The following is a 17975-nucleotide window of genomic DNA, read 5'->3' as shown; positions in this document are numbered from 1 at the left end:
AATATAAACTTCAAATGAAATCAGATGTATCAATCATCAGAGTTATAACTGGTGATTATTAATTAAAAATAATAATATTACTAGAGAAATAAATCCATATTGATGATGAATGTTATATATAAAGGTAAATTAATCTAATAATTATTAGTATAATTTAAGTGCAAGAGATTAATTTATAAAGAAAAAGAGTAATCACATAGGTGATTACTCTTTTTCATATTTACAGCGATTAGGTGTTAGGATGCTAAGGTGAAATTATCTCCACATTCTCATCAACCGCGTTCTGACTGACGACATTGTTTGCGTTCGTGCCCGATGCCACCACCTTAACGCTACCCAAAGGCCAAGCAGACATGTCTACGCCCGGTGTAATCCAGTTACCATCCTCGCCGATGTTCACCGTCTTCGTCCAGCTGTCATTGGCGCCGTCCACCGTTGACGTCACTGTGACTGTCACTTTGTCATCTTTGACCAAACCCAAACCAGTACCCGATACCGCAACATTGCTCACTTCCAGTGAGTCAATCTTATCCAGCGCGGTGATCGACACCGTTGGCGTTACCATCACCGTTTGTGAGACATCCGTCCCCACATTTAGCGAGGCATCCTTAAAACCACTCAGCTCCAAGGCCATTGCCAGTTCACCTACACCAACATCCACCGTAGATGTGCCAACCCATACCGATTTCGTCTCTGATGGCCCCGTAAAACTCAGCGCCTGACCATCCAGTGTCCCTGTCGTACCGCTCACCGGCTCACTGAACGTCACCGTCACCGTCACCACCTCACCATTGGCAGGCTTTTCTGGGCTCAGTGCCACGTTCTGAACGCTTGGCTGTATGTCGTCTGTAAATGCTATCGCTAGGCTCGCCTCTTCCGCTGCTAGTTTTTTATCGTTTTCACCATTTACAGTGATTCTTATTTCACCACTTTCCCACGACGAGATGTCTTTCGGTTCAAGAGTCCAAACACCGTTAGTAACCTGGACATCTTCATGTTGATATTTAAGTTCATCTTTCAAATACACTTTAATGGTCAGTTTCGCACCATTCTGAATACCTTTCGATGTACCTGAAATCTCGAAGTTTTTTGCTAGATCAGAATCTGAGTTGAATGAATCAATATGATTGATAGCAATAACCGGCTTAAGATCGATATCTTTGCTAAAAGAACCAGGGTTTGGTTCACTTGCAGTGTCTTGGTACGATACTTCTAACTTTGCAGTTGATGCATTGACAGGTAAGTCTAATGCTGCTGTCTGCCCCACCCATTGGTCAGAAACACCTCCTTGAGGTTGGTCAAAAGTAATACTCTGACTATTGAGAGATGCCGTCGGCTCAGTAACTCGCTCACTGAACTTCAGGGTTACTTTGGCAGTTTTACCATGAACCAGTACGCTATCTGCCAGAGACGTTTCCGCTCCACCGGACATTTGGATCATACTGCCGCTTTCAATAAGTGAGGGAAGAACCTTATCTTTATACGAAACCTCCTCTGCTTTAGGCTGAATCGTATTCCCACCCTGATCATTCGTGCCAGACACAATGATAGACACCTTTGCTTCTTCCCAAGTTTGGAAGCTGACCGTCTGAGACCAAGTGCCGTCAATTTGTACCTCTAGATCTTTAAAATCGTCAGGCTCATACTTATCAATGTCCTTACGACCACCTTTCTCTGAGGTCACCGCCAAAGACAGCTTCGCACCAGACTCTATGCCCTTGGTGGTACCACTGATCACGACAGCACTGATATCTTCATCACCATGCTGGATAACATTGTCGTTCGCTACGTCATTGATAGTTATGACTGGTTTTACACCGACGCTGGCTGTAAGTTCTGCTCCAACATTACCCAATGCATCAGCATACCCACTGGCTACCACAATCGATTTAGATGTTTCATTGACCTTAAGCTTAATTTTCTCTTGAGATGTACCAACCCATTCAGTTTTTGTCTGACTTGACTCGCCGAAATCAATTTTGATGCCGTCAATTGTAGCTTCTACAGCATTAACCGGTTTATCGAAATTAACCGTTACATCGGCTGTACTGTCGTCAACTGGATTTTTAGGGATTGTGTTGCTTACCTGTCCAGTTGGAGCAACGTTATCGACATTGAATGTGGCAAGTAACGCCTCTTCGTTAGTCGTATTGTTTTTTACGTCTTTCAGTACCGTTGCATAGGCCTCAAAACGAGTCACGCCCAGATGGGCGTCACTTGTAGAGTCGATGGCGAACTTAAGTACCTTTTTATAAGTATCACCACTCGCCTCCTCAAAAATTATGTTGGCCTCTTTTCTTTCCGTTGGATTGTCAGAATGGTACCAATAGATTTTGAATTCGGAAGCGGCTAAGTCCACACCAGAGATATCAGTCACCGTTATTAGCGAATGGACTTTGCCCGCAATAGTGTAAACATTTTCTCTCACCGCAACGTAAGCACCATCATCCTGAGTGGTATCCATTGACACTATTGCTACTGGTGGCTCGTTATCAATACTCCCACCAGCGTCTTTAAATATCGGTGTGTCATCTATTGTCGGGTTAGCGGTTGCAAAAACGTCTGCCTGAGCAACAGCGATTTGAGAATCAACACCATAACTAACTGCTAGGTCGTAATAGCCTTTAGCTAGATTCTTTCTGTAAGTGTCCGCATTAATATCAATAAATTTGTCGCCAACTTGAATTGGCTTCTGAGCATCACTTCCAGAGTCGCCCTCTGCATTACCGTTCGCCAAGCCATCCGCTTTTAGGTCTTTGTAAAAAGCAAAAGCGTACTCTAAAGACGTCGTTTCACTCGATAAGCCCGCTAATGATTCCAAAAGAATGCGGTACTTATAAACAATACCAGGGTTATTGGGTACTGGTTGGTCAGCATTGGTAGCATATCTATTACTGAAAGGATCAAAGCCAAGTAAAGGGTTACTGTCACTGACTATGGCTTTTGTCACTTTAGTTAGGATGGCTTCAGCATCATTTACCGTTCTGGCCGACTTATTCCACAGATACTCAAATAACCCTGTGTGATAGGCGGAAAACTCAGTGAGATAAATAGTTTTAGTTTCTGCTTTCGTAAAATACGCTCCAATAGCACCTGCTGCATCCGCAAAGTCAACCTTATACCTCGCAGCATCGTTTTTAGAACTCTTAGACCACTGGTGATAATAAGTATCCTGACCATTTTGCAAAGTCACTCTGAACAGGTTGTAGAATTGAATACGAGTGTTGTAAGGCATAGAACACGTAGCAACGTTCGCAGTAACGTTCTTCGGATCATGCTCGAAGTCCGTACACGATTGTATTTGTTCGAACTTTTTATCTTTCTCATTCCAGCCTTCAACTGTGGCTATCGCGCCTACAAAAGGAGTGACGATTGTTAACGTCGGTCTTTCAAAAGTGGTTTTAAAGTAGTACGACTGTGTCGCACTCGCATTACCAGCGGAGTCCTCCACGCTAATTTGGATTAGTTGTGAATCACCTTCTGATGCGTTGGAGAAACCACTAAGTAGATCCGCCGTTAACGGAAGATAATAATCCATAGAGAACACGCGGCCATCGGAGTTAGGCTCTAATCGCTTGAAAGGAATTCCGCTATTATCGTCAAACGCCTCACTGGCTTTCTGCCTCTTAGTACTTACTGTCGAGTACTTAGTTTCCGTCGCACGCTTACGCATATACTCTACAACTAAGGTTAAGTTGTCAGCTGATGAGCCAAACGTCTTTGTATTATTTGTGTCCTGAATAGTTGCGTGTAAATAAGGGATCGGGTTGTCTTTGTCTTCCAAAACACTTAGGGAAGGTTCAAAATCTTTATAATCTAGCCCTTCATGAACTGCGTTTAAGCCAGAGCTTGCGAGAGAGAAATCAATATCTAGATAATAATCTTCGATTGCATCAGCCTCTGAAGGAAATGAAGTTTTCCCAAACGTGTCAGGATATCTCGTTCCAGAACTGTTTTTGTAATAAACAATAGCTTCAACGGCATTCATCAGTAGATCAGGCGCTGTATCGTCTTTGTGGACTGTAAAGCTTCCTTGACCCTTATTACCATATTTATCAGTCGTAGCTACAGTAAACTCAACGTTGGCCGCAAACTTTGACAGTTCATAGCTGTAATTGAACTCACAAAAAGCATTAACCTCTTGGCATAAAAGCTGAATTGGTTCTCCAGAGTTTGCAATGGTTAAGTAAACTGACTGGTCAACCAAATCGCTTAATTTTTCTTTTACTCTTCCTCTAAGAACATACGCTTCGATGGGTTTAGGTTCGTCCTCTTGAGTTGTTGTCCGTGTACTCTCACTGGATATAAACTCAATCACAGGCTTAATGTTGTCCCATTTAAATGGAAGTTCGATACCTGAGTTATCTTCATTGTTTAGGACATCCACTGGTCTAACAATTAAGTTTGCGTCTACAGTGCCTGTAACAACGTTCTCATCAAGGGAAGTTGTATTGACGAAGACTTTCAAAGTCGTTTTACGTGGCCCCTTAACAAAACTGGTTTTATCCAACCAACAAATTGAAGCGGTATCCTGCTCACACAATACTTCTACTTCGGTGCCAGTGCTTGGATCGCTTGTATTTTTCGCAAGATATTTAACAGTCACACTTAAGCCTTCAACACCCGTCTCGTCTTCCAGAGTGACTTCCATTGATTCCGTACCAACCAAAACACTAGTGTCTGAGCGCTTTGCAGTTGGTGCGTTTTTATCCATTTCTTGTGGCTGACGCGACGGTATTGAGCCTTCACCACCGCTAGTCCCTAAATTATTGAGGTGGTTGACTGTTGTTTCGTACTGATTAACTGGCGTACCTGAAACATTGACATTTGGATCACTCACCACGATCAGTGTGTGCTCAGCTACCGAGTGAGTGTAAAAGTCGGAAGTGATGTATTGAGTACCAAAGCGCGCGTCTTCTAAGAAGTCTCGGCTATCATCAAGTACTTTTCCGTCTAGTAAGCCATCAGCAACAATATCGTCATAGCCAATTCTGGCTAAGTTTATAGACGTATAAGTATCGGCACCCGTTGAGTCGTTTTCCAAAAATGAATAGGCATAGGAAGAATAGGCAGTTAACAGCGCACCGTATTTATGGCCATCTGTCGCTACAGCGTCGTGTCCGCCTGTAGTAATATCAATAGGGTTGACCGTATTAACGTTAAAGCCATACATTGAATTAATAGTACTTAGCGCGCTATTGATTGCAGATGAAGCGCTTTGCCCTTCCTTTTTAATTTTGTACTCCGCTAACCCTTGAGCCATATAGGTCATAGGGGTGATCATCACTTGCGCAGTTTCACCTTCGGAAAAATTAATCACACTGGCCAGTTCGATAACACCGTTAGAGCTCGTCCTAACAACATTATTTGAGAACGGGTCTCGATACCCACCACCCTGAACTTTTATGTAAACAGGCATGGAGGCAGAGTCTACGTTCAGAGTGTATTCGCCACTCGCGTTCGTTTTAGTTTGGCCTAACTCTCGACCTAACACGCCGTTTTTATATTCGTATGCCGTCACTACACCACCAGAGATAGGTGCATCGAATACAGTACCGGTGATAGTGCCCGTTTTACGTGACTGTGGTGAAGAGTCCCCATCTCCACCACCGCCGCCACAGGAACTTAGTGACAGGATGGACAGGATGGTGAGAATGAGTTTAATTTTATTAGTGAATCTCAACATGGTGCCGAAGTGACGTTGCAAAAAAAGTGGCTCAAGTATATTTTTGGCACTAATAATAACAACGCGGCGAATCACCACTAGATATGGAAAAATCGTCAGGGTTGTGGCGAACTTTTGATAAGAAAAAAGAAATTCAGAGAGGTATTTAGCACTGTTGTAGTAGTCAAAATGCCGTTCAATTGGCATTTCTTATACATCAATAGACAATATTTTTTTTATTTATGAGATCTAGATCACCCATAAATCTTCTGTGGCAAGGTTTAAAAATGTCACGCATTCATGTATTTGAAAATGGTTAAACTTCAATCAAAACATTAAGTTAATACAGAATCACTATAGTTCACTTAGTTGATTTATAAAATACGACCAGTTCACAAACACAGAATATCAATTCATAAAGTGACTATTTGAGGCTTCATGTAACAACCATGTTTATCATATTACTGATGGCATTTTGTCGCCAAAGGATATATCTGGAGTGCCACTCCATAACTGATGATACTCAGTGCGGATTGCGCCGAGATGGATAAGAAGAATAACAACGAAAAGAGCGTATATCCTTTCGAATATACGCTCTTGAATGTAGATGGGTTGTCGCTAATTATTCAGTCGGTGAAATTGTTACTGGCTTGAAGGTCGCCACAGCATTGCCACCAGCTCCAGGACGATCGACATAAGTTGTGTTCTGCATCAAGGTGTAATAAACATCAACGTAGTCGTCATCATTGGTTAGTAAGCCATCTGGAATCACGTCAATGATCTTACCAGTAATCTGAGCAATGATAGCGTAGCCTTGAACTTCAGGATCTGGAATCATTTTAAGGATTTCTTCAGCGGCTTTGACCAATAGCTTCGCCAGTTCTTTGTAGTCAGTACCATCGTCTTGCTCCATCAGGATCATGTCGACAGCGCCCCAGCGGTAACGTGGCCAAAGCACCATTGTCTGTCCTGGGTAATAGTCTTGACCATCGTAGTCAAGATAAGGCATTTCAACTAAATCAATTTCCGGTTCAACGCGACTTGGATCGACACCAGTAATGATAGCGTAGACTTCAGCTTTGCCAGAAATCCAAGGCTCTTGGTCATCATTTAAACGAATTTTGGTCAACTGAGTGGTGTTAAGAGGCTCAACATCGGCAGCCATGACCGAGCGGCTCATTTTACTCATCTTAGCAGCCGGTTTTGGTGCAGAATCATTGGTTGTCAGCTCCGTATCCTGACCTAAACGCTTCATTTCCGCTTGCATGGCCATTAAGCCAGCACGTAGTTCTTCTGCACCATTACTGTCGACAACCAATACAGGCACATCTGGCATCTCATAAACATCCAGTTGATGCACCTGACCATAAACATCATATGCCTCGATAAATTGCCAGTTAGAGTCATCACCTGAAGGTTCGAACGCGAACAGTGGGCTTTCACCCTCTTTCCAGTTTTTCACCATTGAAGCGTCCGCGATACGCAGCTCCATGATTGAATCACTGTACTCACTAATGCCTTTCATGGCGCGATAGCTACGATCCGCTTTTTGCATTTTTTGACTAAACGCAGAATATGGCTGAGCAGACTGTAGGTTGTTCAGAGGTGCTGATAGATGCTCTTCGTTAATCTGTGACTTGATAGAGGATTCAAGATCAGCATAGCGAGCACTGATCTGCAAAGCGATGGATTGTTTCTGTTGTGCAATCGCCTCAGCCTTAGATTGAGCATCTGTTGTGTCTACAGTCTGCGCATTCGACTGGAAGCCAACCACCGCCGTTGCAAGCATCATGCTAATAGATAGATTTGGTCTCATAAAAATGATCCTTATTTTAATTTTTATCATTATATAGAGCATTTGCCCTACACATAAAAACCTATCAGCAATATCAATAAGTGGAAGTAAAACGATTGCTTTTTGTTCCATTTTCCAGCTCAAGATCACTTTTTAACCAAATTGTATGATATTTAATCTCATCTAAATTAGAATGTGCGAATTAATAATCCAATCAATAATTAATTCATAATATTATTAGCTAAAAGAGCACCTTAAGTGCTCTTTTGTCTTTTCTAATAAGTGGCGTAAAGTTCGACTTCTCCACCTTGCTGTTCAGCGCTTAACGTAAAGTGAACATAACCCGCTTTCTCTACCTCAAACTGGACACACTCATTGCTACCAGTTTGCTGACTAGCTGCATCAAAGTCTTCACGTGTTGCCCAAGAATGTTTGCCTATAAATACGTCCACATTACTTGGAATGTCGTCTAACGCGTTTATCCAAAGCCGAACCGTGGCTGGTCTTTCAACATACATACCCACATAACGTGTCTTATTCACCTTTACTCGCAGGGGTTCATTCGCTGGCATCAGTTTTGGCGTCAGGTCATCTTGCTCAACGGTAGGGGATTGAGTGACTGTTTTGCTTGTCACCCTGACAGATTCAAATGATTCGCGGGCTGTTAAGCTGAAATAGTAGCGACCCGGCGTAATGTACCCGTTTGGCTGTGGTTCAATCTCGATTGACTCTTGACTTCCTCGCTGAAAGTCCGAAAGCTGGTACTCATAGTAGTGCGCAACACTCTGGTAACTTGCATATAGATCAGCGTCCCCATCACCTTCAATCGAAACGGAGAATTCTGTCACTTCCGCAGGGATATCGATGTAAAACAGATGCTCCTCGTAGGCGTTAGCGCTAAAGATCTGAGAATGGTTGGCGGCAAAACTCACTATTTCTGCTGAGCCTTGGGGCGATTGTTCTTTCTCACCGTCATCGTTGTGAGAGTCAGAATCGGCAGATGAGACTGCTTCTAGCCACAATTCAAACCCGTCATTGAACTCAACACCCAAACGCTTCGCTTGTTCGCTCCAAGTCACATAGTCTCCTCTCCTTGCAGACTCTAATAAACGAGCCATGTGTTGAGGGTGCTCTTCCAACATAAACCGAACCCCGAGATAACCCCAGCGGTAGATGCGGTTTACGTCATCATCATACTTGGTTTCAATGACTTCGCTGAAAGACAGTGGCTGATGTTCAATCAAATCTACCGCCGCTTGGTAACCTTTGCGGTAGTGCATATACTCTGCGAATCCTTCCAGCCACCAGACCATACGACCACGGCTTAAAGTGTCACTAAAGTTACCATAGAGGTTAAAACGGCCATCTAAATAGTGAACATATTCATGCTCAAGGTTTAGGATGGCAAGTTCATCACTGGAGTCGTAGCGGTAAGCTAAAAAGCGAGCCACATTTTCAGGCTTGGATGGCTCACCCTCTAGATATTGCCCTCCATTGTCTGTGCTGTTGCCGAACAGAAAATTAGAGTAGGTAACGTAAGCATCGTTGTCTCTCCAGACCACCACTTCAACATTATCATTGTGATCATCATCGACCGGAGCCCAACCAGAGTTCACCACTTGATGAAAATCGGCTTCAACCGCTGACAGAACGTCACACGCCTGTTCAGATTGTTGCTCTGATAAGTTTTGCGAACGTATGATCGCGGCACCCTGACATTCGTAACGGTATGGAAGAAGGCTAAGTTCAAGTTGCGACTTGCTTTTCTCAAGCTTTAATTTTTTGCCTTCTTCTGGCGCATAAAACAAAATCATCTCCGCAGCCGCAATCCATAAACGCTCGCCTTCACTGCCGATCGCATTACGTTCTAACGTACGTTTCATAAACGCCATCACCTGGTTATGTAGCTTCTCATCTCTACTCGCCAATAGCCGGCCAGATTCACGTACCGCATTGTAGATAAGAAACTCAGCATCTGTGCCCAGTGCCCAGCGGTTCTGATCAACAAACCGTTCCAGCCTCACCAGATAGTCAGGGTGAGCTGCAAGATCTGCATAAAAATAATCTCGCGCTACGTGACCACTCATCGCTCTGAACAAATTGTTTAATCCATCCACATACTGCAGCCGCTGGCTATTTTGGCGGTTGAAGCTCTCAAGCAGGTCCAGCATGGCAGGCATCGCACTAGGCAATTGTTTCACACTATCGACCATTATGCTCATCGTAGACATTGCACGTACCTGTTCGCGCCCCAGCGCTTGAGCATATTGGCTACTTAAGAATCGAGCTGAAATTTGGGCAAGCTCACGACTCAACTCTTCAGAATAATAGCCATAGCTTGATTGAGTTGAGTAACGCGCAAAGTACGCTGCTTTGATAAATTCGCTAAGGTTAGCAATCCGCTTAGCCTGCTGCTCATCTCCCTCATACTGCGTCACTTCTTCAAGCAACTCACGCTGTACTTGTCTTATTGATGTTTCGCTGTAGATGCCCGTCGCAGCTTCTTCAGGCGCATTGAACCATGAGTGATAACACGACGAATCGGCGAGTTTGATCTGTTTCACCCAGTCAGAAGAGTGCGAAAGTAACTCATATTCACACTCCGGAGCAGATAAGGCATTGAAACTGATGCCAGCTAATAGCAAAGCGCTGGCAATTTTCTTGGGAATAAACAAACGTTGATTGTGCTTCATACGCAACACCACACTTATTGTAATGATTTGGAGCTGCGTTATATCAATGATCTATAAGTCACATAAGACCGATTGATGAGCAATTTAGAGGCTGGTTCCGATAATTTCTTAGATTAAATCTTCGCAAACGATTAAATAAAACACTTATTTAACAATTAGTTATAGTTAAAAAAGTTAATACGAAAGTCGCTAACCTGCTGCTCAACGTACTGTTGCCACTCAAGATCAGACATTGCTGACCCTGCCGTTGAACGTTGCTGGTCGAGTGATTGTTTGAGATCAGATAACTGGCTTTGATAGCTTGCGACTTGTACCTCCTGACTCGCGACTTGCTGTTCTCGTTTAGCAATGGATGCCGACTGTTCAGCATTGAGGTATTTGGCAGCGAGTTGTGCTTTTGCTTGATCCTTTTGCTGCTGCGTAAACGTACTTGGTATTAGGCTCACGCCTTTTTCATAACGTGCAGCACCGCTATCTAAAGACAGCGACTCTTCATTGGGTTGCCATTGATTCAGCAATGCTTCATAGCTTTCAACATAACTCTCGGCGTTATCAGTCGCTAAGTCCTGAGATGCCAAACTAAAGTCATAGAGCGCATATTCTTCAGCAAACATAACACTTGCGAGCTCGCCCCAAATTAACAATGCCTGCCGCTTCATTTCTGCAATTCGATCAGCTAACGAGTGGTATTGATTGAGCTCCAGCTCTCCCATTACCTCTTGCCACTGCGCTTTCAATTGAGGGTAACGAGCAAGGAGGTGATACCTAGCATCCGACAGTTCAGCTTGGAGCTGAACCAGTAGCTGTTCACAATCGTTACGCTGTTGGCACTCTTGCCAGAAAGATTCCAACGCTTCAATCAGCGCGTTTCCTGAGGCTTCCGCAAGAGGGTTTAACACTTTGCCTTGATGGGGGCTAATCGTATTTTCGGACTGGCTTCCACCCTCTACCACCGTTCGAGCAAGATTCAGGTTAGCAGCAACAGGTTGGTCAGCATACTCCCTCTTAACCTCCGACCGAGGATTAACAACCTCATCAGCAGGCCAGAGAAAGATGCCCGCCGCAACTGCGAGCATCAACAGCAGGTAACGATAAACCATTACTTAATCGCCGCCGAAACAGGGAAATGGTCGGATAGATTGTAATGCTTCCACAAGCGTTCATCTGTGCTGCGTGGTACATCTACACGATTATCGTTGAATGCTTTCACCGCGTACTCGTCACTCACCATCACGTAGTCAAGATATTCGACATTCTCACCACCTGACATGGCTTCGCCAGCAAAATCATTAATGCGTGGATCGAAAGTCGATTCCGTATAGCCTGAGTATTGCGGTTCAATTGCGCTGAGATTCGCAATCATCTGCTGATAATCACCCGGGAACTTACGCTTGTTAACATTGAAATCACCGCTGTAAACCACCGTTTCACTGGACGGAATATGGAGTGACGTCGCCAGTTCACGGATCTGTTTGAACTGACGCTGGCGATAATCGCGAGCGGTGTCTGTATCGAACGACGCCGTATGCGTAGCAAACACGTGATAAGCCTTACCGCCTTTAATCACTTCTGCGTAGTTGACACCTTTGTCCGCAAAGCAATCCGTTCCAGTACAATCAGGGAATACATACTGTGCTTGATTGACGATTGGGTAACGGCTGACGATAGTAACACCGCCGTCGTAAATGTTGATGCCATCTTTATCTAACATCTTGGTCTGATAAGGATACTCTTTTGCCAATTCGCGTAGAAACTCCTCTCGACCGCTAGCAAACACTTCCTGCAAAGCCAACACATCGTAACCTTTGACGTATTCAGGGATCAGTGCGTAGCGATCGCCAATGTGCGAAGCAATAACAGGTAACGCCCAAATGTTGTAAGTCATTAACTTAAGCGTGTTTTCATCTGGTTCAACCGATTCATCAATTTTGGCAGGTGTGATGGTGTAGTAAAGGTCATCATAACGGGCGGTATTCGCAGACTTAAACGCCAACTCCGCTTGTCGCTCACCAAATGCGGCTGTATTAAAGCGATGTACATTACGGTCATCTTTTAAAGCCAGTTCAACATCAGAGGAAGAGACCCCATATTCAATAGTAGAGTTATACCAATGACCTTCCATCACTTGGTTTAGTACGACGCTTTCACCTACAGGATTGGAAACCACGGTGTTGAATTGGTATGTCTTGCCCGATTTCACCCCTTCCCAGCGATTAAAGCTGAGTACTTGCTTGGTCTCCCATGGCCCAAGCGTTTCTGTGTGTTGTTTCCATTCTTCCCCATATTCAAGTAAATCGGTACCATCATGGCTCACCTGAATAGTCAGAGACTGGTCTGAATTGTTGGTCAAATATACATCTGTGTCCGCTAAAACGGGAAGCGCAATCAGAGACGCTAACAAGATATTCCACTGCTTAAGATTCATGTTTTGTTCCTTAGTTTTTGTTTGAAGGCTAGAACTTAAAGCAAACAAGTTGCATATTTGTTATAAATATATGAAAAGATAAAAATCACGTAAGTTAATGAAAATATGTGATGAAACGTCTATTTTTTGATCACTTATTGTTCGAAATTTAACATTTGCCCACACCTTACTAGATTCGATTTAGATCAATAATTTTATCAGTAGAGATGAGATAATTTCGGCACATTCTCCAGATGTTTTCGACGATGAGCGGCGCTGAAATCCAACGAAAAATTGCCCAATTATCCTCTATAGAGGAGGCGTTAGATTATTTCGAGATCGGTTACGATCCAGCTTTTATAAGCGAGTATCGAACACCACTAGTGAAGCGGTTTAACGGCTACTTACTTATGGTAAAACCTGAAGATTGGTTTGCAGCGCGACGCTGCCTGAAAAGTGCCTACTGCAAAATTCAGCGTAGCCGTCTGGATCCTCATTCCCGCTCCGCATGTCGAGGGTGCACCACTTGTCAGCGACGTTAATCCCTCAGGGAAGCTAAAAACGAAAAAGCTCAGCGAATGCTGAGCTTTGTTCGAAGTCACGACCTATTGACGGCAACCTGATGTATTGAAGTCAACCACCAGTGCTGCGTTGCTGAACTCTCCAGAGACTTTCAAGTACCCCCAGTAATTCGCCTGACCATTAATAGTGATACATTCTGAGTTTCCTGAATTATCAGACCATCCATGAAGATTGGAGCCTTCATCATTTGGCCAGCCAAAGTTACTGTACTCCAGTTTGAGATCACCAGTACCATGCGCCGATGTAATCGACATCGACTGATATTCATTAACCCCTTCGATACTCAGCCATATTGGCGACTGAGACGCCAAACATACTGGCTCTCCGGCCGTCAATCGCCCACCACTGACTTTCGGGCGAACAGCACAATCGGTAGGCAAAGAGTCGTTGTCACCTTGGCTGCGAATATTTATCGATGCGTTGGTATTGGCTGTTAGACCATCATTATCTGTGACCGTTAAGCGGACCGAATAACTCCCCTCACTACTGTATTGGTGCGTCGGATTGGCCTCTGAACTGGTCGCGCCGTCACCGAATTCCCAGAGGTAACTCGAGATTTGACCGTCGGAGTCTGAGCTACCTTTACTGCTGAATGAAATGGATTCACCTACTTGTCCCTCACTATTGACCGATATCACCGCTGTTGGTGGCTGTTGTTCCGAACCACCATTCACCAACTCTTGCTGCCATTGTTCAAACTCACTTTGGTAAGCCGTAGACCAGCCGTTGATGATGGTTTTATATTGCGACCAGTTACCTTTACGCGTTTCCACCAGCATCTGATTTACGTCGTCCATGTGACGCTCAAACATGAAGCGGACTGCCAGATAACCCCAACGATAGATTCTGTCGACATCAAAACCATCGTACGTTGTTTCAAACACTTCACTCAGTGTGTAAGTTGAGCCGTCTTTGATCGTATCTATGGCTTTCTGATTGTTGTCTTCGTTGGCGATATACTCCGCTACCCCTTCACTCCACCACACAACCTTTTCAGTTGGATGACCAAAATCGCCATACATATCAAATCGTCCGTCCAGATAGTGGACGTACTCATGTTCTAGGTTCCAGACAAAATGATCAGGATTAGCGTAGGAGGCTTCATAAGCAATGAAGTTAGGCACGTTGCCTTGTTTGGAAGGGTCACCTTCGAGGTACATACCGCCGTTGTTGGTATTAATGCCAAAGATCGGTCCGGCGTATTTGCCGTAGTCATTACTGCTGTCGAAGATGTTCACTTGCAATTGAGTATTGTAGTCATCAGCCACCGGTTGGTTACCCGTTTCTAAGCGCTGATGGAAATAACCTTCCTCGTAACCCATTTTGTCACAGGCCGCTTGGTGTTGAACCTGAGTCATATTCTGGGACAAAATACGAACCGACGGGCCACAGGTATAGCTTTGTGACAACACTAATGCCTTCAATTCTGTTTTGAAGTTGCATATTCCCAGCTCTGTACAATCTGAGTAGTATGAAGCAGTATCCGCCGTTCCCAGCCACACCGAATCACCAAAGCCGTACATCTCATACTGATCAAAGATCTGCTTCACCTTAGCTTTGACATTGGCCTCAATAGGCGTGTTTTGATAACGCGTTAATCGACCGAGTTCACGGCCCGCATTTGCGGTCATAAACTCATCATCACGACCAATTGAGTTACGGTTTAGCGCGAAACTCGATAACGCATTCACTAGGTCAGTCTGCTCACCAATTTTCGCCTTGTATTCATCATTCCAGCTGCCACCAAACAACACGGTGAAGACGCTGTTTACTGCATTACGCATGTACCAGCTTTGCGCGTAGTCGGCGTTCCAACGGTTGAGCCATTGCGTGACAACATCGATGTAATGATGTTCTAGGCTGGCGCTGTCCATAGTGATGATCACTTCTGCTAACACCTTACCGTGAGCATCACTGTTTTCGTAGAAATTGCCGTTAGCAACAAACGCATCTACTGCCTCTTTCACCGCTGGGCGCACCCAAGTGGTGAAGCTGACCTTATCGTTGTAAAACTCCGCGTAATAGCCAGCACGTAGATAGAGGAACAAAGCTTCCAGCTCATCGCTTCCTCCACCTTGGTAATTCTTAGCTAAAGTTGTAGTGTGTTTGGCCACGTTAAACATGTTGCCAGATTCAAACGTTGTCTCCTGAATACGGCTTTCAGCAGAGAACAGCTCATTAACACAGCTAGCACCTTGAGCTGTGATGGTGTTAATCAGGCTGGTGCTGTTTGATGTCGCGAACGCTTCAACGTCACACGGTACAACCGCTTCATCAGCCGCAATCATATTGAACGCTTTGATTGTTGGTTGAGGCTTTTGGGGAGTGAGTTTCGTTGGGGCGTATTCGAGGTGTTGATCTTCTACACCATGGTGATGTTCGTGATTGTGTTCTGCATCGAGTTCGACAACCTGTGGTACGGGCGCGCTGATGGCGTAGGCATTCGCACTAAGTAATACACTAGCCACTGCCACTGTTATTTTTTTAAGTTCCATCTTTTTTTTCTTCTGTCTGTCGTTAAGTAGGAGCACTCCGAGGTGAAGTGCCATATGCAATCGGTCACCCGATCACTACTCACTCTAAACAGAGAAAAATGCGCATAGTAAGCAAAATATAAACACTGGATGTTGTGGTCTCAGTTTCTAATCTTGCTGGTTTCAGAAATGCGCTCTCAATTATATTTTCTGGTGGAAAAGCTATCTTATGCTACTAATTTAACAACCTTTTTAACGGCACAAGTTCCGTTAAATGCATACAAAAAAGCCACCTATTACAGGTGGCTTTCTTATTACTCGTCGTCGGCTTTCGGGGCGACTTTCTTTTTCGGGATAAAGACCGAATCACCCACAGCGACATTCTGATAGAAACCTTTATCACGCTGCGCAGGTTTCTTCGCTGTTTTCTTCGCTTGTGGTTTGGCTTTCTTAACCACTTTCTTCTTACCACGGTAATCAGGTTTACGTGGTTTGATTCCTTTGAACTTACCTTTCAAACCTTCCAGTTCAGAGAACGTAAGATCCTGCTGAAGGTAAGCCTCTACACGCTTAAAGCTATCCCAGTCTTTCGGGCCAACCAAAGACACTGCGTCACCTTTATTACCAGCACGGCCAGTTCGACCAACACGGTGAACATATTCTTCGGTGTGCTTAGGCATATCAAAGTTCACAACGTGTGTGACGTTCGCAATATCCAGACCACGAGAAGCGACATCTGTTGTGACCAGAATCTTGAACACTGCACGCTCAAACTGGCTCATGATGGTGTTACGCTGAGTTTGATTCAGGTTACCACTCAGAGCGATTGCTTTAAGCTTCTTCTCATTGAGCTTGTCCGTTAAGCGCTCCGTGTCCACTCGAGTCGCAGTAAAGATGATCAACTGCTTGTATTCAGCTTCTTCTAGAATGCGCTCAAGGATAGCTTCTTTATGGTCAAGGTGGTCACACAAATAGAATTTCTGTGTGATGTCTTTATGCTCTTCATTAGAAACACCAATCGCGATACGTTTTGGAGCATCTAGCATCTCAAAAGCAATCTCATTCACTTCCGCGTGATCAAGAGTTGCTGAGAACATCAGCGTTTGGCGGCGACGATGCTTAGCCGCGTTGTGGATGCGACGTAGCTCAGGCGCGAAACCGAGATCCAGCATACGGTCAGCTTCATCAAGGATCAGAGTCTCTAATCCGTCTAGGTAAAGCGAGCGGTGATCAAGGTGGTCCGCTAAGCGACCCGGTGTAGCGACAATAAATTTCGGGTAGCGACGTAGCGCTTTCACCTGATCATTGAAGTTTTCGCCACCCACAATTAGAGTCGCATCATAAGACAAACCACCCAGCATAGAACGCAGCTCACCGTAAACTTGCTTCGCCAGTTCACGGGTCGGAGCCAAAATCACACCACGAGGATCTTTCGCTGAAAATGCTTTGTTCTTTAACGACTTGTGTAGCATAGGTAGCACAAACGCCAGTGTTTTACCTGAGCCAGTTTTCGAAGAAGCCAACAGATCTTTACCAGCAATCGACACCGGGATGGCTTGTTGCTGTATCTCTGTCGCTTGCTTGAAGTCAAAGTGCTTCAGGTTTTTCAGTAAGCGATTGTCTAGGCCTAAATCTTTAAAGTGCAAAGTATTCTCCAAGTTCATAGATGTGTCTCAGCCCTGCTCTAGGTTATAGCTCAAACACGAAAGTTTTCAAAAACGCGCTATGATACCGTGAAAGATCCATACTGGATAGAGATCACAGAAAATTATCTCATTTCGCCATGTTTACATCCCTCGATATAGTTAGAACATTGACACTTATAGCTCTCGTCAGTGAGACATATATCAACTAATTTGATAATTGCTTAAATTCTTGGGTTTTTTTGACTTTTTTCTGCTTTTTGAAGCCTAGATTTGAGTCTACACTTTAGGAACCGTCACTATATGAGCAGAAATGTATAGGACGTCATTTTGATACTTACAATGCAAGGAGTTCATCTATGAACAAAATGTTGATCGCAGCTGCGGCGTCTTCTGTACTTCTTCTAGCTGGCTGTGCTTCTGGTCCAGACGAAGCATCTTCAGCAAAAATTGACGAGCTAAGCAATCAAGTTAGCCAGCTAAGCCAAGATGTACAGGCTCTACAGTCTGATGTACGTAAATCAGGCGATGCAGCAATGTCTGCTCAAGAAGAAGCAGCACGCGCTAACGAGCGTATCGACAACATTGCTCAGTCTTACACTAAGTAAGACAAAGGAATGGATTTGGCCTTTTTAAATCAATGATTTAAGTAATGGTCGAACGATAATTGGCGATGAAGTGGCGACACAATTTTGTGTCGCCACTTTTGTTTTATAGCT

General features: G+C 44.3%; 9 protein-coding genes. 2 read left to right on the top strand and 7 right to left on the bottom strand.

The genetic code is table 11. The features are described 5' to 3' along the window. Nucleotides 1–244: 244 nt before the first annotated feature. The 5 genes from IX95_RS05030 to IX95_RS05010 form a co-directional block, all read right to left on the bottom strand. Complete coding sequence (locus IX95_RS05030) at nt 245–5872, bottom strand: tandem large repeat (protein WP_038157343.1); 5628 nt, start codon at nt 5870–5872, stop codon at nt 245–247. A 415-nt stretch (nt 5873–6287) separates the two neighbouring features. After that, a complete protein-coding gene (locus IX95_RS05025) occupies nt 6288–7481 on the bottom strand; it encodes a DUF3103 domain-containing protein (RefSeq protein WP_006960238.1) in 1194 nt (397 codons plus the stop codon). Nucleotides 7482–7735: 254 nt separating this feature from the next. Continuing rightward, nucleotides 7736–10153, bottom strand: a complete 2418-nt coding sequence (locus tag IX95_RS05020; RefSeq protein WP_038157341.1) for a M9 family metallopeptidase — start codon at nt 10151–10153, stop codon at nt 7736–7738. Between the two features lie 155 nt (nt 10154–10308). After that, nucleotides 10309–11253 (bottom strand): hypothetical protein, encoded by a 945-nt coding sequence (locus IX95_RS05015; RefSeq protein WP_038157338.1) that lies wholly within the window; start codon nt 11251–11253, stop codon nt 10309–10311. Further along, nucleotides 11253–12578 (bottom strand): sphingomyelin phosphodiesterase, encoded by a 1326-nt coding sequence (locus IX95_RS05010; protein WP_038157335.1) that lies wholly within the window; start codon nt 12576–12578, stop codon nt 11253–11255. The genes IX95_RS05015 and IX95_RS05010 overlap by 1 nt, the downstream gene beginning before the upstream one ends. A gap of 245 nt (nt 12579–12823) precedes the next feature. Between IX95_RS05010 and IX95_RS25805 the strand changes: the two genes are divergently transcribed. After that, nucleotides 12824–13099 carry a nitrogenase-stabilizing/protective protein NifW gene (locus tag IX95_RS25805; protein ID WP_081261456.1) on the top strand — a complete coding sequence of 92 codons (276 nt, stop codon included), beginning with the start codon at nt 12824–12826 and terminating at the stop codon, nt 13097–13099. Nucleotides 13100–13162: 63 nt separating this feature from the next. Here IX95_RS25805 and IX95_RS05005 read toward each other — a convergent pair whose 3' ends face one another. Together IX95_RS05005 and IX95_RS05000 are read right to left on the bottom strand one after the other, a co-directional pair. Continuing rightward, nucleotides 13163–15634 carry a collagenase gene (locus IX95_RS05005; protein WP_038157333.1) on the bottom strand — a complete coding sequence of 824 codons (2472 nt, stop codon included), beginning with the start codon at nt 15632–15634 and terminating at the stop codon, nt 13163–13165. A gap of 293 nt (nt 15635–15927) precedes the next feature. After that, nucleotides 15928–17271, bottom strand: coding sequence for a DEAD/DEAH box helicase (locus tag IX95_RS05000; RefSeq protein WP_031343167.1), 1344 nt, complete (start codon nt 17269–17271; stop codon nt 15928–15930). A gap of 344 nt (nt 17272–17615) precedes the next feature. Between IX95_RS05000 and IX95_RS04995 the strand changes: the two genes are divergently transcribed. Next, entirely contained in the window at nt 17616–17864 is a 249-nt protein-coding gene (locus tag IX95_RS04995; RefSeq protein WP_006960232.1) for an Lpp/OprI family alanine-zipper lipoprotein, read from the top strand. Nucleotides 17865–17975 lie beyond the last annotated feature (111 nt).

It is taken from the genome of Vibrio sp. B183 (assembly GCF_000740665.1).
Taxonomy (GTDB): domain Bacteria; phylum Pseudomonadota; class Gammaproteobacteria; order Enterobacterales; family Vibrionaceae; genus Vibrio; species Vibrio coralliilyticus.
The sequence above is the reverse complement of the archived record's forward strand: the minus strand, read 5'-3'. Positions and strand labels throughout refer to the sequence as shown.